The following is a 22,464-nucleotide window of genomic DNA, read 5'->3' on the forward strand; positions in this document are numbered from 1 at the left end:
TGATTCGTGGGATGCATCGTGGTGGCGCTCATGCTGCTTCGTCCTTTCGGGTGATGTGGGTATTCTTCGCTTCTGCGATGCCGTGGAAGACGCGCGCTAAGTTCGCGGACTGCGCCGCAAATTGGGAAAGCTCCACGCCCTGTTCGTGCGCCCATTGCAGGACCGCGAAGGCGTCGTCCTGCAGCCGGGAAGTGTGGACCGACAACCGCGTGCCATCAGAGGTCTCGTTGCTGTGCACGAGCGCGCCGGGCAGTGTTGGGAGCACAGGTGCCGTTGCACTACGCAGTACGAACGTGATCGTGGACGGCACGGTGTTCGCCAGCTCCACCGTCGTGCCCTCGACTTCGATACGGCCGCCGTGCATGATCGCGATGCGGTCGCAGAGAAACTCTGCCTCCTCCAGGTAATGCGTGGTCAACACGATGGTGACCCCGCGGCTTTTCAACTCGCGCAGAAGCTCCCACACGCGGCGTCGAGACTCGGGATCCAGCCCGGTCGTCGGCTCGTCCAGAAACACCACGTCCGGGCTTCCCAGCAGCGCGCAAGCAAGGTCGAGGCGGCGTTGCTCGCCGCCGGACAGCGCGCCGACCTTCACGTCGCGCTTATGCGTGAGCTGCACGTCCGCCAGCACGCCGTCGATAGGCAGCGGCGAAGTGCACGTGCCTGCCCACATCTTCAGCGTTTCATCGACGGACAGCGCACGCGGCAGCCCACCGGACTGCAGCATGATGCCCGTGTGCGGGCGCACCCGCGCGCGGTCTGCCACGGGGTCCGTCCCCAACACGCGCGCCTCTCCTGAGGTAGGGAGCGCAAGCCCCTCCAGGATTTCCAGTGTGGACGTTTTGCCCGCGCCGTTGGTGCCGAGCAGCCCGTATGCCTCGCCGCGCGCGACGTGGAGGCTGATGCCGTCGACTGCGGTGAACTCGCCGTAACGGCGTTGTAGATTTCGTACTTCGATGGCGTTTTCCATGGCTTCTAGCCTGCCGAGAAGGCATCCCGGCTGGTAGAAGCGTTTGTCACCAAATGCGCATGACAAAAGCCACTGCCCGTGAGAGTCCGCGGCCGCGGACTCTCACGGGCAGTGGCTTACGCAGGTTTACGCAGCGAGTAAGGCGTTACTTCTCCTGCTCGGCGCGCTTTGCCGCCAGGGACTCGCGGACCTTGGTCTCCAGGTCCGCGTCGACCTTGCCCCAGTAGGCGTAGACGCGCTCTTCGACGTCCTTGTTCTTAATCGCCAGCATCTTGTTCGTGATGTTGTGGACGAAGCGCTCCTTCTCGCCGTCGTCGAAGACGTCGCGGTAGAGCGTGCCCGCCTGGCCGAAGTCGTCGTCCTCAGCGTGCTTGACGTAGGCCTCGCGCACCAGGTCGGTGCCCTCCGGGTCCGGGTTGACGTAGAGATTCTCCGCCTGGCCGTAATCGGTGAAGTTGGAAGAGGAATCCTCTCCATTGTCCAAATAGCCGGCGCCCTTCTCCGAGCGGTTCGGCACGTAGTTCGGCTCGTTCTCCTCGTTGAAGAAGTACGCCATGCTGCCGCGCTCGGCGTAGGTGTTCACCTGGTTGAGCGGGCGGTTGACCGGCAGGTCCTTGTAGTTCGTGCCGATACGGTAGCGCTGCTGGTCCGAGTAGGCGAACACGCGGGCCTGCAGCATGCGGTCGGGCGACAGACCCACGCCCGGGACCAGGTTGGCCGGGTCGAGCGCGAGCTGCTCGATCTGGGCGTGGAAGTTCTTCGGGTTGCGGTTGAGCACGAAGTAGCCGACGTCGATCAGCGGGTAGTCCTTCTGCGACCAGGTCTTGGTCAGGTCGAAGGGGTTAAAGCGGTAATCCTTCGCCTCCTCGAACGGCATGATCTGCACCTTGACGTCCCAGACCGGGTAGTCGCCCTCGGCGATCGCGTTGAAGAGATCCTCGCGCTGGAAATCCGGGTCGGTGCCAGCCTTCTCGGTGGCCTCCTCGTCGGTGAAGCACTCCCAGCCCTGGCGGGTCTTGAAGTGGTACTTCACCCACACCGGGGTGCCCTCCTCGTTGATCCACTGGAAGGTGTGGGAACCGAAACCGTCCTGGTGGCGCGAGGTCTTCGGGGTGCCGCGGTCGCCCAACAGGTAGGTCACCTGGTGCGCGGACTCCGGTGTGCGGGTCCAGAAGTCCCACTGCATCTCATCGTCGCGCAGGCCCGAGTTGGGCTGGCGCTTCTGGGAGTGGATGAAGTCGGCGAACTTGATCCCGTCTCGCAGGAAGAACGTCGGGGTGTTGTTGCCCACGATGTCGTAGTTGCCGTCCTCGGTGTAAAAGCGCAGCGCGAACCCGTGCACGTCGCGCCAGGTGTCCGGGGAGCCGGCCTCGCCCGCGACGGTGGAGAAACGCGCCGCCATCGGGGTGACGGTGCCGGGCTGGAACAGCTTGGCCTTGGTGTACTTGGATACGTCCTCGGTAATGTGCAGCTCGCCGAAGGCGCCGTGGCCCTTCGCGTGCGGAATACGCTCCGGGACGTTCTCCCTGTTGAAGTGGGCCAGCTTTTCGATCAGGTGGACGTCGTTAAGCACATTGGCCCCCTGGCGACCCTGGGTGACCGAAATATTCTCCGAGGCGACCGGCTGACCACTCAGCAGGGTGGTGCGGTCTTTGCCTGCGGGGCGCTCGCCGCGGGCAACAATTTCTTCTGCCTTGCTCTTCTCAGCCATTGCTAACTCCTTGCATCGCGATTGATGGCACGTACGCCGCCCAGCCTAGGGATTTTCGCGCGCGCTGGTAGCCTAAACATTCGTGAGCAGCCCTAACGACGACTACGTCACCGAACTCGCGCTGAAAGCCGGGCGCGGTGACAAGGCTGCGCTGACCCAATTTATTGCCGCGACACAAGACGACGTGTGGCGCCTGCTCGCGCACCTTGCCGGCGCTGAGCACGCCGACGACCTCACCCAAGAAACCTACTTGCGGGTGCTCGGCGCGCTGCCGCGCTTCAAGGCCCGCTCCTCGGCACGCACGTGGCTGCTTTCGCTCGCACGCCGCGCCTGGATCGACTCGGTGCGCCACGACATGGCGCGGCCGCGTAAATCGGCCGCCGAGTACGACGACGTCGCCGCGCAAGAGCCGAGTCCCGACGACCCAAACGCCTGGTCAGAGGTCATCGACGCCCGCATGCTTCTCGACGGCCTACGCCCCGAACGCCGCGAAGCCCTCGTGCTCACCCAAGTCCTGGGCTACACCTACGAGGAGGCGGCCGCGATCGCCGGGGTGCGCGTGGGCACCATCCGCTCCCGAGTCGCCCGCGCGAGACGTGATCTTATTCACGAGACCCCCGAAGGCAATACCCAATCACACTAAAGCGCGAAGTTCGACTAAACTTATCCCCTGGAAAGTGTGAGAACACCCCGCAGAGACGGAAAGTAGTGAGCACATCATGCTCAAAAATGCCATCGGCATCTCCCTTGCGTTCATTGGCGTCCTCGTCGGCGCCGGTTTCGCCTCGGGCCAAGAAACCATGCAATACTTCATCGCCTTCGGCACCCAGGGCATCTGGGGCGCGGTGTTAAGCTCCGCGCTCATGCTCATCGCCGGAGTCTCGATCCTCCAGCTCGGCTCCTACTTCCAAGCGCAGGAGCACATGGAGGTGCTGGGCAACGTCTCCAGCAAGATCATGTCCTGGATTCTGGACCTCGCCACCATCACCACCCTGTTCTCCATCGGCTTCGTCATGTACGCCGGCGCCGGGGCGAACCTCAACCAACAGTTCGGCATCCCGGTATGGATCGGTGCGACGCTCATGCTCGCGCTCGTGCTGCTCGTCGGTTTGATGGACGTAGACAAGGTCACCGCCGCCGTGGGCGCGATCACACCGCTGCTACTCTTCTTCGTCATCTTCGGCTGCATCTGGACCTTGGCAACCAGCGACCTCGACTGGTCGCAGCTCAACGCGCAGGCACAGGAGGTCTCCACGACCCTGCCGAACTGGTGGATCTCCTCGCTCAACTACACCGGACTGAACGCCATCTGCGTCGCCTCCATGGCCCTGGTCATCGGCGGTAACTACCTCGATACCCGCGCCGCGGGCCTCGGTGGCCTCCTCGGCGGGCTGGGCTACCTGGTCATGCTGCTTCTGCTGTCCTGCGGCCTGCTCGCTGCCGTCGGCGACATCGCCGGCGACGACATGCCCATGCTCACCCTGATCACCAACGTCAACCCGACGCTCGGCCTGATCATGTCGCTCGTGATCTTCGGCATGATCTTCGCCACCGCGCTCGGCATGTTCTTCGCTCTGGGTAAGCGCCTCGCCCGCGGCCACGAGGGCCGCTTCCGTCCAATCTTCATCACAACCTGCCTGATCGGCTTCGCCCTCTCCTTCGTCGGCTTCAAGCAACTGGTCTCCGTGGTGTACCCGATTCTGGGCTACCTGGGCATCCTGCTCATCTTCGTCCTCGCCGTGGCCTGGCTGCGCGGCTCGCAGAAGCTGCGCAAGGAGGGCAAGCGCCGCCGCCGCGCTCGCGAGCTCATGCGCCTGAAGCTCGACCCCCGCGAGCGCATCAGCAAGAACGAGCAGCGCGAGCTGGACTACATCATCGAGGCCTCCGTCGTGGACAGCGAAGAGCTCGAGGCCTCCCTCGAGGAAGAGGTTGGGCAAGAGCTTGTCGACGACGACGAGGTCGAATACGACCCCGAAGACCGAGATGGCGACGTAGTCTACGTCTCCTACACGGACCCGCAGTCCAAAGACGACTACGCCAAGAACCCGGACGAGCCGTGGAAGGACAACCCCAGCGACGAGGACTTCGCTGACCAGTGGGCCGACGACGAGGATGAGCGCGACGTCTCCACCGCCCTCGGCGAGACGGATGAGGATATCGAGGAAGAGGAGCCTGGCACGGAAAGCAGCGGTGGCAGCACGATCGTAACCAACCGTTAGCGACACACGTCTTCCCAGTGTATGGCCGATTGCTCCAGCGTTGAGCAGTCGGCCGAACTGGCTTTAGGGCGAATTCACGATACTATTGCAGAGGTTTCTCTGAACACTTTGATTTCTTACGGAAAGATTTCATGCTTAAAAACGCAATAGGTATCTCCTTCGCCTTCATCGGCGTTGTGGTGGGCGCGGGCTTCGCGTCCGGCCAGGAGGCGCTGCAATATTTCTCATCCTTCGGCACCGAAGGCATTTACGGCGCGATCTTAGGCTCCGTGCTGATGATCATCGCCGGTGTGTCCATCCTCCAGCTCGGGTCCTACTTCCAGGCCGAGGAGCACATGGAGGTGCTGGGCAATATTTCCGGCAAGATCGTGTCGTGGGTGCTCGATATCGCCACGATCACCACCCTGTTCTCCATCGGCTTTGTCATGTTCGCCGGTGCGGGCTCGAACCTGAACCAGCAGTTCGGCATCCCCATCTGGATCGGCGCGGTGCTCATGCTGGCGCTGGTCGTGGGCTTCGGCATGCTGGACGTGGATAAGGTGACCGCCGCGATCGGCTCGCTCACCCCCTTCCTGCTCGCGTTCGTCATCTTCGGCTGCACCTACACCCTGGTCACGGCAGACCTCGATTGGCAGGCCATCAACCTGGCCACCGAGCAGGTGGACTCCACCCTGCCCAACTGGTGGATCGCGGCGCTGAACTACACGGGCCTGAACGTGATGTGCGTGGTCTCCATGGCGCTGGTCATCGGCGGCAACTACCTCGATACCCGCGCCGCCGGCCTCGGCGGGCTGATGGGTGGCATCGGCTACCTCGTCATGCTGATGCTGCTGGCCACCGCGCTGATGGTCAAGATTGACGTGGTCGCCGGCGAGGACATGCCGATGCTCACCTTGATCAATGAGATCAACCCGACACTTGGCCTCATCATGGCGATCGTGGTCTTCGGCATGATCTTCGCCACCGCGCTCGGCATGTTCTATGCTCTGGGCAAGCGCCTGTCGCGCGGCCGCGAGGACAAGTACCGCATCATCTTCACCGCGACTTGCCTGGTCGGCTTCGTCCTGTCCTTTGTCGGCTTCAAGAACTTGGTTGCCTACGTCTACCCGGTGCTCGGCTACCTGGGTATCCTGCTCATCGTCGTGGTCTCTGCCGCGTGGCTGCGCGGCGCGCAGAAACTGCACAAGGAGGGCAAGCGTCGCCGCCGCGCGCTCGAGCTGATGCACCTCAAGCTGGACCCGCGCGAGCGCTTTACCAAGAACGACGAAAAGGAGCTGGATTACCTGATTTCCAAGTCCGTCATTGACGAGGACGAGTTCGTCGATGCGCTCGAGGAAGAAGTCAATGAAGAGCTCTTGGACGACGAAGAGATCGAGTACGACCCCGAAGACCCGGAGGGCGAGCTCGTCTACGTCTCCTACACGGAGCCGCAGTCCAAGGAGGAATACGAAAAGAACCCGGATGAGCCGTGGAACGACACCACGGTCGACGACATGATCGCCGCCGAGGAGGCCGAGGAGGCAGCCTCAGGCGAGGAGCCCGACGAAGAGGGCAGTACCCGCCTCTAGTCTTCCCGGACACGCAAAAATGGCCCGCCATCATGGCGGGCCATTTTTTATGTGCACGTGCGCGCTAGCTGCGCCCGAAGAAGGTGTTCACCCGGTCAACTAGACCACTGAACCAGCCGGAGCCGGAAGAATCCACCGACGCTTGCTCCGGGCTCGGCCGCGGTGGCTCCGGAGTCGCCGACGCGGGTGCCGGCACGTCGCTGCTCGGCGTCGATTCGGGGGTCTGCGCGACATGCCGCTGTTCGGCAGTACGCATCGTCGGCTCGGCGACGGACTCCACAACGCGTGCGACGGTGGAAGTAGCGGTGGACTTCTTCGAGGAGGCCACGCTGCGCGGGGCAAGCGAGACCCGAATCTCGTCTACGACGTCGCCCCGCTCAGTGACTTGCACGGTAGCGAACTCCCCCTCCTCCGCGCGCGTCGGTGCGGACATGCGCAACCCGTCCGGTCGGGAGATCACGCTCCAGCCCGCGGGCAGGGTTGAGGCGTCAGAGGCACTCATGCGTAGCGACGCTCCACTGCCTTCCGCTGTCACCAGGATCAGCGTCTGGCCGGGTGAGATTGTGGCGTCCGCCCAATCCCCAGTATCGGTGGCAGCCAACGCCCCCGGCGCTGCCACGCATACCCCCGCGAGTAGAGCGCCGACAGTGCTGCGTGCCACCAAATGGGCAGGCGAATATCGGCGTGTAAAACTCATGGCTTCCATATTTGGCCAAATCTCAGGGAAGGGCAAGTTCTTTTATCAAACCGTAACCTTTCGGCGCCCGGCCCGTGACCTAGACCAGAAGCTCCGCGATCTGAATCGTGTTCAGCGCCGCGCCCTTGCGCAGGTTATCGCCGGAAACCACGAAGACCAGGCCGCGATTGTCCTCGACAACCTGATCCTGGCGGATGCGTCCCACCAGCGAATCGTCCTTGCCGGCCGCAGCGAGCGGGGTGGGCACGTCGACGACGGCGACGCCGGGGGCGTCGGCAAGCACTGCTCGGGCCTCATCGGGCGTGATCGGCTTGGCAAACTCCGCGTGGACCACCATGGTGTGGCCGGTGAACACCGGGATCCGCACGCAGGTGCCCGCGACCCGAAGCTCAGGGATGCCGAGGATCTTGCGCGACTCGTTGCGCAGCTTCTGCTCCTCGTCGGTCTCCTCCGTACCGTCGTCGACCAGGTTGCCCGCCATCGGCAGTGCGTTGTAGGCGATCGGCGCGACGTACGGGCCGAAGTCCTCCGGCGCGAGGACGGAACCGTCGGTGGTCAGCTCCGTGTTGCGATCGCCGAGCTCCGCGACCTGGCCCGCGAGCGCCTCGACGCCCGCCAGGCCGGACCCGGAAACCGCCTGGTAAGAGGCTACGCGCATCGTCGTGACCCCGGCTGCGTCGTGCAGCGCCTTGACCACCGGCATGATCGCCATGGTGGTGCAGTTCGGGTTGGCAATGATGCCCTTCGGTAGCTCCTTTGCAGCCTCCGGGTTGACCTCGGAGACAATCAGCGGGACCTCCGGGTCCTTGCGCCACGCGGAGGAGTTATCCACCACGGTCACGCCAGCTGCGGCGAAGACCGGGGCCCACTGCTTCGAGGTGGCACCGCCCGCCGAAAACAGGGCGATGTCGATGTCTTTGACGCTGTCCTCGGTGACCTTGGTCAGATCCTCCACTTCTACCTCGGTGCCGCGGTAGTCCAACTTCTTGCCCGCGGAGCGCGGGGAGGCGAAGAAGCGGACGGTGTCCGCAGGGAAATCCCGCTCCGCCAAAACCGAGCGCATGACGCGCCCGACCTGCCCGGTGGCTCCGACGATAGCGATGGTGGTCATTGAGAACAGCTCCTTGAATAACGTTGAGTATGTGATCGCGTGGCTTAGCGCCCGGTGCCGGCGTACACGACGGCTGGCTCGTCGCCACCGAGGTCAAAGCGGTCGTGGATCGCGCGTGCGGCGTCAGCCAGGTCCTCCTGGCGCACGACAGCGGTGATGCGGATCTCCGAGGTGGTGATCATCTCGATGTTGACGCCCGCGTCGCGCAGCGCCTCGGTGAAGTCTGCTGTCACGCCCGGGTGCGACTTCATGCCGGCACCGACCAGGGACACTTTGCCCACGCTGTCGTTGTAGATCACGTCGCCCCAGCCTTCGCTCTCCTGCAGCTTGGCCAAAAGCTCCATGCCGCGCGGACGATCCGGGATGGGCAGCGTGAAGGTGATGTCCGTCTTCTTCTCCTCCAAGGTGGAGATATTCTGCAGGACCATATCGATGTTGAGCTCCGCGTCTGCCAGCGCGCGGAAGAGCTTTGCCGCCTCACCCGGGGTGTCAGGGATACCCAGGACGGTGATCTTCGCCTCCGTATCGTCGGTAGCCACTCCGGACAGGACTGCTTCTTCCATGGGGATATCCTCCAATGCTCCGGCAACCAGCGTGCCGGTGTCGTTACTGTAAGACGAGCGAACTCGCATAGGCACATTGAACGCGCGAGCGTATTCCACACTGCGCAATACCAGGATCTTCGACCCCGATGCGGCCAGCTCCAGCATCTCCTCGAAGCAGAGCTTGTCCAGTTTGCGCGCGTCAGACACAATGCGCGGATCCGCGGTGTAGACACCGTCCACATCCGAGTAAATCTCGCACTCATCGGCCTTCATCGCTGCTGCAAGCGCCACCGCAGTGGTGTCGGAGCCACCGCGGCCCAGCGTGGTGATGTCGCGCGTATCCCGGTTCACGCCCTGGAAGCCGGCGACGATGGCGACCTTGCCCGCATCGACGGCCTCCTGCACACGGCCCGGGGTGACATCGATAATGCGCGCGTTGCCGTGGCGCTCAGTAGTAATCACGCCCGCCTGCGAACCAGTAAACGACTGCACGTCCACGCCGTGGGAGGCCACCGCCATCGCCACCAGCGAGTTCGAGATGCGCTCGCCGGCGGTCAACAGCATGTCCATCTCGCGCGCGGGTGGGGTCGGGTTCACCTGTGCAGCCAGGTCCAACAAGTCGTCGGTGGTATCACCCATCGCGGAACAGACCACCACCACATCATTTCCAGCCTTCTTCGTGGCAACGATGCGCTCAGCGACGGCGCGAATTCGCTCCGCGCTTTCGAGGGATGAGCCTCCGTACTTCTGCACGATCAATGCCATGAGTGTCTACGCCTTCCGTTGCGGCCGAAATCTTGCCGACCTTTTGTGTTCCTCTAGTGCCTAGTGCTCAGTGCCTAGTGCTCAGTGCTCTAAGAAAAGTGGATCCAGGTCCGTTAACCAACAATAGCGGGCGAAAAACCGCGATACGAGGTATCGCACTAATATCATTCTGTGTGCACAACAACTTCCTCGCGATCGGCTTTGCGTTCACGTCCGCGCTTCTGATCGCGGTGGGCACCGTGTGGCGGCACCAAATCCTGCGCGCCGGCCGCAAACAAGGGGAAGTCAACGAGTCACCGCTGCGTTCACTGAAGCGCCCTGCCTGGTGGTTCTCCCTCGCTCTCGCGCTGGCCGCCTACGGGTTCCAGGCCGCCGCACTCGCCTTCGGCTCCCTCCTTGTGGTGCAGCCGGTCCTGGTACTCTCGCTCATGCTCACCCTGTTGTTGTCCGCGCGCGTCGAGCACCGCCCCTTGTCCACCGCCACCACGTTTTGGTCGGTCCTACTCACGGCGTTCGTGGGAATTGTGGTGGTCGTCGGTCGCCCCTCGCCCGGCGAGCGCACGCCGCTGACCTGGGAGTGGATGTTCGCCGTCGGACTCGGGCTTGTCGGGCTCTTTGCGACGTTCGCGTGCTCCCGCACTCGCTCAGCCGCCTTTCAAAGCCTCTCTTTTGGCATCCTGTGCGGGGCAATCTTCGGCTACCTCGCCGTCTTTTCCAAGGTCGCGGTCGACGCCTACGTCCGCGGCGGTGTAGCGGGAATCCTGGGGACTTGGCAGTTCTGGGCGATGCTCGTCTCTGCCGTGTTGGGCACCGTGGTGCAGCAGTACGCGTTCGGGGCCGGGAAGCTGGCCACCACGCTGCCAGCGATGAAGGTAGTCGAGCCGCTCGTGGCTTTGAGCTTGGGGCTTGTACTTTTGGGCGAAAAGTTTGCCCTGACCGGATTCCTGGGGTGGACGGCCATGGCGGCGCTCATCGCGGGCATGCTGTGCAGTGCCGCGATGGTTACCCGAGTCAGCATCCGTTAGTCACTTCGTGCATATAAATGTGTGATACGCGTGACACGAGCGTGCCACTATGTAAGATGTAGGGCATGTCACATCGGCGGCTACTCCTTCTACGCCGCGGCGGGAATCAGGCCACGCACTAACACGGCCGGCACCCCGTCGCGGAGTTTGTGCTTGCCGGCCGTGGATACCACACCGAATACACTCCCAACGTGGAAGGAAGCCCAATGAGCAACGCAGACGAATTTTTTGTCCCCCGCGAGATCCGCACCCCGGACGGCCCGAAGAACGAGGGTCAGCCCGCGTGGAATAAGCAGCGCGGTTCGCAAATGCCGGTGGACCGTTACTTAAGCTTCGCCGAAGAGGTCGAAGACATTCAGCTGCCGGATCGCACCTGGCCGGACAAGAAGATTACGGTCGCCCCACAGTGGTGCGCAGTGGACCTGCGCGACGGCAACCAGGCGCTGGTTGATCCGATGAGCCCGGAGCGCAAGCGCCGCATGTTCAATCTGCTGGTAGAGATGGGCTACAAGGAAATCGAGGTCGGTTTCCCTTCCGCGAGCCAGACGGACTTCGACTTTGTGCGCGAGATCATCGAGAAGGACATGATCCCGGACGACGTGACCATCCAGGTCCTGGTACAGGCCCGCGAGCACTTGATCCGCCGCACCTTCGAGGCCTGCGAGGGTGCGAAGAACGTCATCGTGCACTTCTACAATTCCACCTCGAAGCTGCAGCGCGAGGTGGTCTTCCGCAAGGATCGCCCGGCGATCAAGAAGCTGGCCACCGACGCGGCAGAGCTGATCAAGACCATCGCGGAGGACTACCCGGATACCAACTGGCGCTGGCAGTACTCACCGGAGTCCTACACGGGCACCGAGCTGGAGTTTGCCAAGGAGGTCTGCGACGCGGTCGTTGACGTCATCGAGCCCACGCCGGCGGATCCGATCATCATCAACCTGCCGTCTACGGTGGAGATGATCAGCCCGAACGTCTACGCCGACTCCATCGAGTGGATGCACCGCAACTTGGCGCACCGTGAGTCGATCATCCTGTCACTGCACCCGCACAATGACCGCGGCGAAGGTATCGCCGCTGCCGAGCTGGGTTACCTGGCCGGCGCCGACCGGATCGAGGGATGCCTGTTCGGCAACGGCGAGCGCACAGGCAACGTCGACCTGGTCACCTTGGGACTGAACATGCTGACGCAGGGCGTGGATCCGCAGATCGACTTTTCTGACATCAATAAGATCCGCCAGACGGTGGAGTACTGCAACCAGTTGCGCGTGCCGGAGCGTCACCCTTACGGCGGCGACCTGGTCTTCACCGCGTTTTCCGGTTCCCACCAGGATGCGATCAACAAGGGCCTGGACGCGCTCGCACAGCGCGTGCGCCCCAACGCCTCGTCCAACGATGTGTCCTGGGAGGAGCTGCGGGAGACGACCTGGGAGGTGCCCTACCTGCCGATCGACCCGAAGGACGTGGGCCGCACCTACGAGGCGGTCATTCGCGTCAACTCGCAGTCCGGCAAGGGCGGCGTGGCCTACATCATGAAGACCGACCACGGCATCAACATGCCGAAGGCGATGCAGCCCGAGTTCTCCGCCATCGTGCAGTCCATCACAGATACTGAGGGCGGCGAGGTCAACTCGAAGAATATGTGGGACATCTTCGCCGGCACGTACCTGGACTTGGATACCCCGCTGGAGCTGGTGGACTACGAGGTCACTGGCGCGGTATCCAAGGACGACGACACGGCGGTGCAGGTCACCGTGGAGTACCGGGGTGAGCGCCAAGAGATCCACGGCACTGGCAACGGCCCGATCGCGGCCTTTGCCAACGCACTGGAGTCGTTGGGGATCGACTTCGAGGTGCAGGACTACTCGCAGCGCTCCCGCACCGCCGGCGACGACGCGGATGCCACCTGCTACATCTACGCGGATGTGGACGGCACTTCGGCCTGGGGTGTGGGCATCGCAGGCTCGACCACGCGCGCCTCGCTCAAGGCGATTACCTCGGCGGTCAACCGTGGTCTGACCGAGGGTAAGACCGGCGGCGTCTAGGCGTCGTTAAGCGCACAACCGGCCCCAATTACCCCATTCAGGGGGTGGTTGGGGCAATGGTGTTTGCCTAAGTTTGTTTCCCGCACTTCTTACACGGTCTATGCAGGCAAAACCCCTGATGTAACCTGAATCACTCAGAAACTTTTTATGGTTTTGCCAATTCGCGCAGGTAGAACTCATGCCTTGAGCGATTGTTCAACACTTCTCCTCGCGCGCACTTCGCGGGGAGAATGTCGACACCTATACTTGAACACATACAGCCCAGAAGTTGCTGGAAAAAGCAACTTTTTGGCACACAAATCGCATCAACGAAAGTTTCAACGCGAAGAGTAAGGCAACATCCAACCATGCGGACCCCCAACTACGTGGTTCCAGACCACGGACTCGGCGCAGTGCGCAGCATTCCCACTGTTGACGTGGATGCAGCACTCGTGCGCCAACTGTTGGAGGGCGCTGGTGCAGAAACCGCCGACATTCAGGTCACGCTTCTCCAGCACGGAGAAGACCTGGGCTTCCACGTCGCACACCGCGACCGTATCCTCGGCACCCTGCCGGAAGCCGAGGCCCTGGAGTACCCGGAGCTCGCGCACATAACGGCCGCGGGGCTGACCCCTGAGGTCACGGCCCAGGCCACAAAGCTTGACGACGGCGACGTTGCCTTACACCTTCGCCTCCCCCACCCAGGCCTGTGCATCCCAGCAAACGAGCCACCATCGGAGCCGTGGGCTTTGGTTCAGGACGGCGACCCACGGACGGTCCTGTACTACCCGGACGCCGCCGAGCGGGACGTTGATACCCGCATGAGCCTGCTTGTACGCCTCGGGTTCGACGAGGCCGGGGACATCATCGCTTCCCTGGGCAACGAGGGGGTCGGGCGTCTGGATAGCCGCACCGCTTCAGAGCTCACCCCAACCCTGCGCAATTTCGAGCGACGCGGCCTGGTCCTGGTGACTCGCGGCTACCACGCCCCCACGGCACAGGGCGCGGAGCTGACTGTGAATCTCGGCGGCGCGCAGGAACTCGGTGCTCCACAGGCACTCTCTCCGATTCCCTTCCTGCCGCTGGCAGAGGCTGAACGCCTCCCGGAGCTCGTACCCGCCGGTGCTGCGGAAGCCCCGGAAGAGGAAGCAGCGGAGATTTCCGTCGCGCAGCCGGTGGCCACCCCCAGCCCGCAGTTTAAGGCGGACGATGACGCTGCCGCTGCGGCACTCGCCGCGGAGTCGACCCCGGACACGCCCGCGGAGCAGGAAGACGAGGAAGACAAAGCCGCGCAGATGAAGAAGGCCCTGCACCCGGCCTGTCTGACTGCGGGGGCCATCCTGATCGTCTTGATTGTCGCCGGCGTGATCGCTATTTCCTCGCAGTGGGTGGGCGAGAACAGCGCGATGCTCGCCCCTGCGGTAGACCAGACCGTCGCGGAAGCGCAGACCGCGCCCCGCTAGACTCTGAACAATGACATCGAATGAGCCCTACCCTTATGTCGCGCTGTACGCGCAGACGACGGGCATCCACCCGTCGACCGGGCGGATCCTCACCATCGATGCCGTGACCTTTGACGATGGCGGGCGCGTGGGCGAGGAATTCCACACCGTGATCAACCCCGGCTGCGACCCGGGCCCCCGCCACACGCACGGGCTCAACGCACACGAGGTCGCGCAGTCGCCACGCTTCAGCCGGTTTTTGAAGACGCTGGACAAGCTTCTCGACGACCGCGTACTCGTCACCTTCGACGCCCCCACCACCTGGGGCTTTCTCGTCAGCGAGGCGCGCCGCGCGATGAGCGCCGCCGCACGCGCGAACCGCTCGCGGAAGAAGCGCAATGGGCGGCGCCGCCAGCGCGTAGGGCATGTGCCGCGCCCGACGGAGATCGTGGATCTGCTCGCGGTGGCGCGTCGCCACGGCGAGATCCCCACTGACCTGCGCATCAACGCTGTCGCCGACCTCATCGGCGTGGCCTCCGAGTCCCCGGTCGCCTCCGTCGAGCGCGCGAACCGCCCGGAGGATGAGCTCTCCCGCGAGCAGACGCTGAAGCTGGTGGCGATGTTTTTGCAGCTGCGCGAGCACGGCGAGGTCAATGGCCGGGCCCCAGACGAGCTCACGCCCGACCGCTTCGGTTTGCAGCGCTCCACCGTGCGAGTCGACGCGGAGAACGCGGGCGCAGCCGCAGATAACCCGGGCAAGTACACCCCGGAATCCGGCCTGAAGAAGGGCATGGTTGTCGTGGTCACCGACGACGTGACGCTCGAGCCGGACACGCTTATCGACGCCGCCGTGCGCGCAGGCCTGACCTACACCGAAAAGCTCGGCCGCGAAAGCTCCGTGGTGGTCTCCGATGCCCTGGCGAAGGGAGCCGAGCTGCGTGGCAAGGCGATGCACGGGCACCGCAAGGACATCCCGATCCTGACCGGCGAGGAGTTTTTGCAGGCCGTGGAGGAGATGGGTTCTGGCGCACACGTGGACTAACGTAGAGCGCATGAATCCGAGAGGACGCTTCAGCCGCATCCGCACAAAAACTGCGCTAGCAGCAGCAACGCTTGCTACCGCCGCCTCGCGCGCCACCGGCCGCGGTGCCGGCGGCATGATCGGCGGCCTGGTCGCCGGCGCGATCGATCCCAACATTATGGACGGGTTGGGCCGCGGTCGGCCTGCGGTGCTGGTCACCGGCACGAACGGCAAGTCCACCACGACGCGCATGCTGGTGCAGGCGCTGCGCACGACCCACACCGTGGCCACCAACGAGGGCGGCGACAACATGGACGCCGGCATCATCTCCGCGCTCATGGCTGGCACCGATGCGAGCCATATCGCCCTGGAAGTCGACGAGCTACACGTGCCGCACGTGGCCGACAGCCTCAACCCGAGCGCGCTCGTGCTGCTCAACCTCTCACGCGACCAGCTCGACCGCGTCGGCGAGATCAATAAAATCGAGCGCGCCCTGCGCGCCTGCGTCGAGGCCCACCCGGAGATGACGGTCGTCGCCAACTGCGACGACGTGCTCATGACGTCGGTGGCCTGGGGCCACCCGAACGTGGTGTGGGTTTCCGCTGGTGCGGGCTGGGTCAACGATTCGGTGACCAACCCGCGCGGCGCGGGCTCGGTGGTACGCACGCCGGACGGCGACTGGTACGCCACCGAAAAACTCGCGGATGGCACCGAGTTTCGCCGCCCCGAGCCGACCTACGCCGTGGATAAGCACAGCCTGACCACCCCGCACGGCGAAGTCCCACTGCACCTGACCCTGCCCGGGCGCGCCAACCGGGGCAACGCCGCGCAGGCCGTCGCGGCCGCGGTCGAGGCCTACGGTGTGCCCCTGGATAAAGCGGTGCGCGCCGTGGAAAGTGTGGACAACGTCGCGGGCCGCTACGCCACAGTCCACCTCGGCGATCACGAGGTGCGACTGCTGCTGGCCAAGAACCCGGCCGGCTGGCAGGAGGCCCTGACCATGCTGGACCGCGACGCGGATGGCGTGGTCATCGCCGTCAACGCCCAGCAGGGCGACGGCGCGGACGTGTCCTGGCTGTGGGACGTGAAGTTCGAGGACTTCGACGGCATCGCAGTCAAGGCCGCCGGCGAGCGCGGCACGGACCTGGCGGTGCGCCTGCTGTACGCGGGCATCGAACACGAGCTGGTCCACGACGTGGTCAAGGCCATCCGCGCGTGCCCGCCGGGCCGCGTGGAGGTGCTGGCGAACTACACCGCGTTCCGCGACCTGAAGCGGGACATGGCGAAGCAGGAGGATTACCGTGGCTAAGCAACTGACAATCGGGCTGATTCTGCCGGACGTTTTGGGCACCTACGGCGACGATGGCAACGCGCTCGTACTGCGCCAGCGCGCCCGCATGCGCGGCTTCGACGCCGAGATCCGACCTTTCCTGCTCACCGACGAGATCACCGACGACTGCGACGTCTACGCCCTCGGCGGCGGCGAGGACTCCGCCCAGATCCTCGCCGCAGAGCGCCTGAACGCCTCGCCCGGCCTGCAGCGCGCCGCCGACAAGGCCACCCCAATCCTGGCGATCTGCGCCGGCCTACAGGTGCTCGGCCACTCCTTCAACGCCGGCGGCCGCGAGGTCAAGGGCATCTCGCTTCTCGACGCCACCACAACCCCCCTTTCCTCCCGCGCCATCGGGGAAGTCACCACCACCCCACAAGCGCCGCTAAGCGCTGCGCTGACTGGGTTTGAAAACCACATGGGCGGCACTGTGCTCGGCCCCGACGCCCAGCCGCTCGGGCGCGTCACCCGCGGCGTGGGCAACCTGGACGGCACGGCAGAGGGCGTCGTCCAGGGCAGCGTGATTGCCACCTACATGCACGGGCCCGTACTCGCCCGCAACCCGGAGCTGGCGGACCTGCTGCTCGCACGCGCCCTCGGCGTGGACCCGGCCGAGCTCGCACCGCTGAAGCTGGACGTGGTGGACAAGCTGCGCGCCGAGCGGCTGAAGTAGCGCTTAGAGCTTCAGCCGGCCGCTGAGCGCGCGCGAGAGCGTGAGCTCGTCGACAAACTCCAAGTCCCCGCCCAGCGGCATGCCGGAAGCCAGGCGAGAGATCGTCAGCTCCGGGAAGTCCTTGAGCAGGCGCACCAGGTAGGAGGCAGTCGCCTCACCCTCGGTGTCCGGGTCGGTCGCCAGGATTACCTCGCTGACCTGCGGGGACTCCTCCCCCTCCAAGTCCGGCAGAACACCGCCGATGCGCTTGAGCAGCGGCGCGATCGCCAGGTCCTTCGGGCCCACGTTCGCCAGCGGGTCGAGCGCCCCGCCGAGCACGTGGTAGCGCCCGGCATACTCGCCGGTACGCTCGATGACCTGGATGTCCTTGGCGTCTTCCACCACGCACACGGTGGTGGCGTCGCGGCCAGAGTCAGCGCAGATGCGGCACACCTCCTCGCGGGAGACGTTGTTGCAGATCCGGCAGAACGTCACCCCGTCGCGCACTGCGGCCAGCGCTGCGCGCAGCCGGTCGATGTCCTCCGGCTCGGTTTTGAGCAGGTGGAAGGCGATGCGCTGGGCTGATTTCGGGCCGACGCCGGGCAGGCGCGAAAACTCGTCGATAAGGTCCTGCAGCGGGCCTTCAAACATGACGGTGCCTCCTTGACTCTCTACACGCCAAAGCGCCCGGCCCACGGCCAGGCGCTTATAAGAGCTTTACGCGGTCTTAGAAAATGCCGCCGAAGGGAATCTCGCCCTCCCCTGCGGGCTGGCCACCGGTCGGGCCACCCTGCTGGCCCAGGCCCGAGCCGCCGGTCAGCGGGCCGATCTTCTCCTGCGCGAGCTGACCTGCCTTGTTGTGCGCATCGCGGTACGCGGCGAGGATGAGGTCCTGCAGGGACTCGACGTCCTCCGGGTCCACAGCCTCCGGCTTGATCTCCAGGTTGGTAATCTCCGCGCCACCGGTCATGGTGACCTTCACCAGCTCGCCACCGGCGGTACCAGTGACCTCAGCGGCCAGCAGTTCCTGCTGGGCCTGCTGCAGCTGCGCCTGGACCTCCGCTGCCTGGCGGATGAGGTCCTGCATGTCGGTTGGCATATTCGGCTCAGTCATATTGAGCAACCTTTCTACGTTTTGTTTCCTCGCGGGCGATGTTTAGGCACTAGTGTACCCGCATCCCCGCGCCATACAGCCCCTGCTTGCTGACAGCGAACGCGCCCCTAGAGCGGCTTCGCCCCGAGCTCCTTGGCTAACAGCTCCATGGCCACCTCGGTCGCATCGCGGTGGTCGAGCGTGCCCTCTTCCGAGATGGCCTGCTCGGCCATGTCGCGCTCCTCTTCCTCCCGCGTGTAAGGCGCGGCCGCCGGGTCTTGCGGCAGGGGCGCGGCCCCGGAGGCATAGGGGTCGTAGTCGGGCTCGTCGTCCATCGGCTCGGGCGGCAGCGGGATCTCGTCGCGCTCTCGCTGCGCCTTCTCGGCGGCTTGCCGACTTGCGGCCTGCGCCGCTGCCTTCCAATCGTTGGCCTCGGCACGGGCTTGTGCACCGGGGTTCGGGCGCTGTGCTGCAGGTGTTTCAGGTTTGGCCCCCGCAGGCTCCTCGGGCGAGGGCTCGTTCGATCCCGCGCCCTTGTTCGGGTTCCACACCTGCTCTGCACGGGGTGTCTGCCGCGGCTGCACGTTTGCCGCTTCCGGGCTGGTGCCCACCACGCAGCGCACCGCGAGGCGGTGGCCAAGCTTTTCTTCAAACACCGCCACGATGTCGGCGTTGTTGCGCTCGGCGTTGATGCGTTCGGCGAGCGCGCCGGTGTTGTGGCCGATCACGAGCGTGTCGCCATCCATCCCAACCGGTTTCGCCTCGGTGAGCATGATCTCAGCAACCTTGTTTCGCTCGCCCACCGACTGCCGCAGCGCGGTCCAGTCGCGCACCACGCGGTCGTAGAGCGCGTCCACGTCCGTGCTTTCAGTGCTTGCTTCAGTGGGTTCTGGCTGTGCAGGCTGCTCGGGCTGCGCAGGCTGTTCTGGCTGTGGAGGTTCAGCGTGCTGAGGCTCTGCCGGTTCAGGCTGCTCAGGCTGCTCGGGCTGCTCGGGCTTGGGCTCGGGCTGCTCGGGCTTGGGCTCGGGCTTCCGCACAGGCGGAGCCGGCTGCGGTGGCGGGGTGGACTTGCTGCGCACCTGACCCGCGGCCGCAGCTGCCGCAGCCGCCGCAGCAGCAGCTGCCGCGCCCCCGCCAGATTGAGCACGAGCAGGTGCTTCAGTACTCGACTGCGCTGCAACGCGCTCGCCGAGGGTGAGCAGGTGCGCCATCATCACCTCGAGCAGCAGGCGCGGGGAGGTTGCACCGCGCAGGTCCGCGATGCGGTCGTTGACCTCAGTGGCCAGGGCGGACAACTGCGCGGCGCTGAACTGCTCGGCTTCGGCGCGCAGGACGTCGGCGCGGTCCACGGGGGCGTCGACAAGCCCTTGCCCAACGGCATCGGGCACGGTGCGCACCACGAGCAAATCCCGCAGCCTGTCGAGCAGGTCGAGGGCGAAGCGGCGCGGCTCGTGGCCGGACTCGATGACGTTGTCGATGGTGTGGAAGATCGCGGACGCGTCGCGTGCGGCGAGGGCGTCGATGGCACCGTCGAGAAGCGAGAGGTCGGTCACGCCCAAAAGCGGCAGCGCCAGGTCGTAGGTCAGCCCGTCGGGGCCGGCGCCGGCGAGCAGCTGATCCAACACGGACAGCGTATCGCGCGGCGACCCGCCGCCTGCGCGGATGATCAGGGGGTAGACGCTCTCCTCCACCTTGGCACCCTCTTCGGCCACCACGCCCTCGAGCAGTTCGCGCATCGCCTGCGGGGTGAGCAGGCGGAAGGGATAGTTGTGGGTGCGCGAACGGATCGTGCCGAGCATCCGCTCCGGCTCGGTGGTGGCGAAGATGAAGATGAGGTGCTCCGGCGGCTCCTCCACAATCTTCAGCAGCGCATTGTTACCGGACTGGGAAATCATGTGCGCCTCGTCGATGATGAAGACGCGGTAGCGCGACTCAGCGGGCGCGAACATGGCGCGCTCGCGCAGGTCACGCATGTCGTCGACGCCGCCGTGCGAGGCCGCGTCCAGCTCCATCACATCCAGGTTGCCCGAGCCGCCCGGCGCGAGCGAACGGCAGGACTCGCACTTCCCACACGGCGTCGAGGTCGGCCCCTCCACGCAGTTCAGCGAGCGCGCGAGGATGCGCGCGGACGAGGTCTTGCCGCAGCCGCGCGGCCCGGAAAACAGGTAGGCGTGGTTGATGCGCCCGTTGTCCAGGGCGGTCGAGAGCGGGACGGTGACCTGTTCTTGGCCGATCACTTCACCAAAGGTCGCGGGACGATATTTCCGGTAGAGAGCCACGCCGTCTAAGTCTAGGCATCGCGGTGCCAGTCGGCCATAGCCGCTCCCCTGCGCCGCATCCGCCGTTCGAGCACGGCCTCGCCTTGCCCGGTAGCGATGGCGAACTCGTCGTCAGTGAGGAGCGCCAGCTCCAGCAGCAGGGTTACGCGCTCGGACTCCCGCACCAGCGGCGTGCCCTGGTCAAACAGGCGCGGCTCGCGCAAATACCCGTGCCGCACGCTCACACCTTGCGGCAGCTCCACCCGATCGAGCACGTTTTCCAGCCCCACCCCGGGCTGCGCGGGCACGCCGAGCTCGAGCAGCATCGTCGCCGCCGCACCCAGGGCGGCACCGAGCAGTTGCTTCTCGACGCCTCCGCGCACCACCAGCTCGCAACGCACGTCCGTCGCCATGTCCCCCTCGAGGGCGAGCCCGGTATCCACCTCGGAGAAGCCGCAGGTGGCGGCGATTCCTTGGGCGGCAAGGGCTGGGAAGGGGGCTGGTGGGGCGTCGATAAGCGAGGGCCCAGCGGGAAAGAAGGAGCCGAGCCACTCGGCGGCCTGGTTAGGCCTCACGCTGCTCGATCGCGGCGAGCAGGACGCAAAGCGCGACGCCGTCCATGGCCTCAGCGACCTCGTCCAGCGGTGGCATCGAGGGAGCCAGGCGCAGAGTGCGGTCCTGCGGATCGTCGTGCAGCGGGAAGGGCGAGCCGGCCTGCGTGAGGTTGATGCCCGCCTCCTTGGCCAGCTGCCACACGCGGGTGGCGGTGCCCTCCGGTACGTCGAGGGAGACGAAGTAGCCGCCCTCGGGCTGAGTCCAGGTCGCGATGTCGTAGCCGCCGAGGCGCTCCTCGAGCGCGCGCTCGACCGCCTCGAACTTCGGAGCGAGCGAGCCGGCGTGCTTACGCATCACCATGCGCACGCCTTCCGCGTCGTGGAAGTAACGGGCGTGAGCGAGCTGGTTGACCTTGTTCGGGCCGATCCCGCGCACCCCGGCGATCTTTGTGTACCAGGCCAGGTTCTCGGCTGAGGAAGCGAAGAAGGCGACACCCGAGCCCGCGTGGGTGATCTTGGAGGTCGAGCTCATGTACCAGAAACGGTTCGGGTTGCCTGCCGCCGCGGCGATCTTCAGCACGTCCGGGTTTTCCGGGAACTCGTCGGTCAGCGTGTGGACGGCGTAGGCGTTATCCCACACGATGCGGAAGTCCGGCGCGCCAGTGTCCATCTGCGCCAGGCGATCGATGGTCTCGCGCGAGTACACGGTGCCTGTGGGGTTGCTAAAGGTCGGCACCGTCCACATGCCCTTGACCTGCGGGTCCTTCGCGAGCTCCTCGACTGCATCCATGTCCGGGCCGCCCTCGCCCATGGGCACGGTCAGCAGCTCGAAGCCGAAGAGCTCAGTGATGGCGAAGTGGCGGTCGTAGCCCGGCACAGGGCAGATCCACTTCAGCTTTTCCTCGTCCTTCCACGGGCGCGGCGAATCGTTGTTGCCGAACGCGTAGGAGTAGGACACCAGGTCAAACATGATGTTCAGCGAGGAAGCATCGCCCGCGATCACCAGCGACGGATCCACGCCGAGCACTTCGGCCCACAGGTTGCGGATGTCCGGGATGCCCATCGCCCCGCCGTAGTTGCGCACGTCCGCGCCATTGCTGTCCGTGTAGTTGCCCTTGCCCGGCAGGTCGAGCAGCTCGTTAGCAAAGTCCAGCTGCTCGGCCGACGGCTTACCGCGCGTCAGGTCCAGCTTCAGCCCCTTCGCCTGCAGCGCCGCGTACTGCTCGCGGACGTCTTTTGCTAGTTCAGCAAGCTGCTCCTGGGAGAGCTCGGACAGCGGCGTGTGTGCCATGTGCGATTCACGCATCCAATCGTGGGTCGGCGATAACGTTTTGCCCGCGATCTTACCGTTTTCACGCACGCCGACACCGCAGGAGGCCCCGAGAAACTCGTCTGCTCAGACTCCCTTCAACCCCCGGCCCCGGCAAAACGAAAATCCCCCGGACGTTGACATCCAGGGGATTTCCAGCTGCGGAGGATGTG

19 protein-coding genes are annotated in these 22,464 nt (G+C 65.0%); 9 read left to right on the forward strand and 10 right to left on the reverse strand.

Translation table 11 applies throughout. The features are described 5' to 3' along the window. Window positions 1-28 precede the first annotated feature (28 nt). Both M3G14_RS11465 and M3G14_RS11470 read right to left on the reverse strand, forming a co-directional pair. Window positions 29-970, reverse strand: a complete 942-nt coding sequence (locus M3G14_RS11465; RefSeq protein ID WP_259926665.1) for an ABC transporter ATP-binding protein — start codon at window positions 968-970, stop codon at window positions 29-31. A gap of 145 nt (window positions 971-1,115) precedes the next feature. Then, window positions 1,116-2,681, reverse strand: coding sequence for a catalase (locus M3G14_RS11470; protein WP_259926666.1), 1,566 nt, complete (start codon window positions 2,679-2,681; stop codon window positions 1,116-1,118). 82 nt (window positions 2,682-2,763) lie between these two features. On the opposite strand from M3G14_RS11470, the gene M3G14_RS11475 reads away from it, so the two are divergent. The 3 genes from M3G14_RS11475 to M3G14_RS11485 all read left to right on the forward strand — a co-directional run bounded on the left by M3G14_RS11475 (window position 2,764) and on the right by M3G14_RS11485 (window position 6,468). Continuing rightward, window positions 2,764-3,324: an RNA polymerase sigma factor gene (locus tag M3G14_RS11475; RefSeq protein WP_259926667.1), complete on the forward strand. Its 561-nt coding sequence runs from the start codon at window positions 2,764-2,766 to the stop codon at window positions 3,322-3,324. Window positions 3,325-3,400: 76 nt separating this feature from the next. Continuing rightward, window positions 3,401-4,900, forward strand: a complete 1,500-nt coding sequence (locus M3G14_RS11480) for a hypothetical protein (RefSeq protein ID WP_259926668.1) — start codon at window positions 3,401-3,403, stop codon at window positions 4,898-4,900. A 131-nt stretch (window positions 4,901-5,031) separates the two neighbouring features. Beyond that, window positions 5,032-6,468 carry a hypothetical protein gene (locus M3G14_RS11485; protein WP_259926669.1) on the forward strand — a complete coding sequence of 479 codons (1,437 nt, stop codon included), beginning with the start codon at window positions 5,032-5,034 and terminating at the stop codon, window positions 6,466-6,468. Window positions 6,469-6,532: 64 nt separating this feature from the next. On the opposite strand, the gene M3G14_RS11490 is transcribed toward M3G14_RS11485, so the two are convergent. From M3G14_RS11490 to M3G14_RS11500, 3 genes are all read right to left on the reverse strand, one after another. After that, complete coding sequence (locus M3G14_RS11490; protein ID WP_259926670.1) at window positions 6,533-6,970, reverse strand: hypothetical protein; 438 nt, start codon at window positions 6,968-6,970, stop codon at window positions 6,533-6,535. Window positions 6,971-7,244: 274 nt separating this feature from the next. Then, on the reverse strand, window positions 7,245-8,276 hold the full coding sequence (locus M3G14_RS11495) for an aspartate-semialdehyde dehydrogenase (RefSeq protein WP_259926671.1): 1,032 nt from the start codon (window positions 8,274-8,276) through the stop codon (window positions 7,245-7,247). A gap of 44 nt (window positions 8,277-8,320) precedes the next feature. Beyond that, entirely contained in the window at window positions 8,321-9,586 is a 1,266-nt protein-coding gene (locus M3G14_RS11500; RefSeq protein WP_259926672.1) for an aspartate kinase, read from the reverse strand. Between the two features lie 173 nt (window positions 9,587-9,759). Between M3G14_RS11500 and M3G14_RS11505 the strand changes: the two genes are divergently transcribed. From M3G14_RS11505 to M3G14_RS11530, 6 genes are all read left to right on the forward strand, one after another. Then, complete coding sequence (locus tag M3G14_RS11505) at window positions 9,760-10,611, forward strand: DMT family transporter (protein WP_259926673.1); 852 nt, start codon at window positions 9,760-9,762, stop codon at window positions 10,609-10,611. 206 nt (window positions 10,612-10,817) lie between these two features. Further along, on the forward strand, window positions 10,818-12,653 hold the full coding sequence (leuA, locus tag M3G14_RS11510; RefSeq protein WP_259926674.1) for a 2-isopropylmalate synthase: 1,836 nt from the start codon (window positions 10,818-10,820) through the stop codon (window positions 12,651-12,653). Between the two features lie 347 nt (window positions 12,654-13,000). After that, window positions 13,001-14,095: a hypothetical protein gene (locus M3G14_RS11515; RefSeq protein ID WP_259926675.1), complete on the forward strand. Its 1,095-nt coding sequence runs from the start codon at window positions 13,001-13,003 to the stop codon at window positions 14,093-14,095. Between the two features lie 10 nt (window positions 14,096-14,105). After that, complete coding sequence (locus M3G14_RS11520; protein ID WP_259926676.1) at window positions 14,106-15,116, forward strand: DNA polymerase III subunit epsilon; 1,011 nt, start codon at window positions 14,106-14,108, stop codon at window positions 15,114-15,116. A gap of 10 nt (window positions 15,117-15,126) precedes the next feature. Then, entirely contained in the window at window positions 15,127-16,404 is a 1,278-nt protein-coding gene (locus M3G14_RS11525; protein WP_259926677.1) for a MurT ligase domain-containing protein, read from the forward strand. After that, window positions 16,397-17,098 carry a type 1 glutamine amidotransferase gene (locus M3G14_RS11530; protein WP_259926678.1) on the forward strand — a complete coding sequence of 234 codons (702 nt, stop codon included), beginning with the start codon at window positions 16,397-16,399 and terminating at the stop codon, window positions 17,096-17,098. Before M3G14_RS11525 ends, M3G14_RS11530 begins: the two co-directional genes overlap by 8 nt. Before the next feature lie 3 nt (window positions 17,099-17,101). Here the strand turns inward: M3G14_RS11530 and recR are convergent, their stop codons facing one another. The 5 genes from recR to M3G14_RS11555 all read right to left on the reverse strand — a co-directional run bounded on the left by recR (window position 17,102) and on the right by M3G14_RS11555 (window position 22,273). Further along, on the reverse strand, window positions 17,102-17,728 hold the full coding sequence (gene recR, locus M3G14_RS11535; protein ID WP_259926679.1) for a recombination mediator RecR: 627 nt from the start codon (window positions 17,726-17,728) through the stop codon (window positions 17,102-17,104). A gap of 76 nt (window positions 17,729-17,804) precedes the next feature. Next, a complete protein-coding gene (locus M3G14_RS11540; RefSeq protein ID WP_070762783.1) occupies window positions 17,805-18,191 on the reverse strand; it encodes a YbaB/EbfC family nucleoid-associated protein in 387 nt (128 codons plus the stop codon). A gap of 107 nt (window positions 18,192-18,298) precedes the next feature. Continuing rightward, entirely contained in the window at window positions 18,299-20,449 is a 2,151-nt protein-coding gene (locus M3G14_RS11545) for a DNA polymerase III subunit gamma and tau (RefSeq protein ID WP_259926680.1), read from the reverse strand. Window positions 20,450-20,460: 11 nt separating this feature from the next. Continuing rightward, window positions 20,461-21,003, reverse strand: a complete 543-nt coding sequence (locus M3G14_RS11550) for a hypothetical protein (protein ID WP_259926681.1) — start codon at window positions 21,001-21,003, stop codon at window positions 20,461-20,463. After that, a complete protein-coding gene (locus tag M3G14_RS11555) occupies window positions 20,993-22,273 on the reverse strand; it encodes an aminotransferase class I/II-fold pyridoxal phosphate-dependent enzyme (protein ID WP_259926682.1) in 1,281 nt (426 codons plus the stop codon). Before M3G14_RS11555 ends, M3G14_RS11550 begins: the two co-directional genes overlap by 11 nt. Window positions 22,274-22,464 lie beyond the last annotated feature (191 nt).

The sequence above is a fragment of the Corynebacterium sp. p3-SID1056 genome (genome assembly GCF_025152525.1).
Classification (GTDB): domain Bacteria; phylum Actinomycetota; class Actinomycetes; order Mycobacteriales; family Mycobacteriaceae; genus Corynebacterium.

What these genes read in the sequence shown, in the direction of transcription:
- M3G14_RS11465 (WP_259926665.1), bottom strand. Translation starts at nt 970, where the DNA reads ATGGAAAACGCCATCGAAGTACGAAATCTACAACGCCGTTACGGCGAG.
- M3G14_RS11470 (WP_259926666.1), bottom strand. Translation starts at nt 2,681, where the DNA reads ATGGCTGAGAAGAGCAAGGCAGAAGAAATTGTTGCCCGCGGCGAGCGC.
- M3G14_RS11480 (WP_259926668.1), top strand. Translation starts at nt 3,401, where the DNA reads ATGCTCAAAAATGCCATCGGCATCTCCCTTGCGTTCATTGGCGTCCTC.
- M3G14_RS11485 (WP_259926669.1), top strand. Translation starts at nt 5,032, where the DNA reads ATGCTTAAAAACGCAATAGGTATCTCCTTCGCCTTCATCGGCGTTGTG.
- M3G14_RS11490 (WP_259926670.1), bottom strand. Translation starts at nt 6,970, where the DNA reads ATGAGTGCCTCTGACGCCTCAACCCTGCCCGCGGGCTGGAGCGTGATC.
- M3G14_RS11495 (WP_259926671.1), bottom strand. Translation starts at nt 8,276, where the DNA reads ATGACCACCATCGCTATCGTCGGAGCCACCGGGCAGGTCGGGCGCGTC.
- M3G14_RS11500 (WP_259926672.1), bottom strand. Translation starts at nt 9,586, where the DNA reads ATGGCATTGATCGTGCAGAAGTACGGAGGCTCATCCCTCGAAAGCGCG.
- leuA (WP_259926674.1), top strand. Translation starts at nt 10,818, where the DNA reads ATGAGCAACGCAGACGAATTTTTTGTCCCCCGCGAGATCCGCACCCCG.
- M3G14_RS11515 (WP_259926675.1), top strand. Translation starts at nt 13,001, where the DNA reads ATGCGGACCCCCAACTACGTGGTTCCAGACCACGGACTCGGCGCAGTG.
- M3G14_RS11520 (WP_259926676.1), top strand. Translation starts at nt 14,106, where the DNA reads ATGACATCGAATGAGCCCTACCCTTATGTCGCGCTGTACGCGCAGACG.
- M3G14_RS11525 (WP_259926677.1), top strand. Translation starts at nt 15,127, where the DNA reads ATGAATCCGAGAGGACGCTTCAGCCGCATCCGCACAAAAACTGCGCTA.
- recR (WP_259926679.1), bottom strand. Translation starts at nt 17,728, where the DNA reads ATGTTTGAAGGCCCGCTGCAGGACCTTATCGACGAGTTTTCGCGCCTG.
- M3G14_RS11540 (WP_070762783.1), bottom strand. Translation starts at nt 18,191, where the DNA reads ATGACTGAGCCGAATATGCCAACCGACATGCAGGACCTCATCCGCCAG.
- M3G14_RS11555 (WP_259926682.1), bottom strand. Translation starts at nt 22,273, where the DNA reads ATGGCACACACGCCGCTGTCCGAGCTCTCCCAGGAGCAGCTTGCTGAA.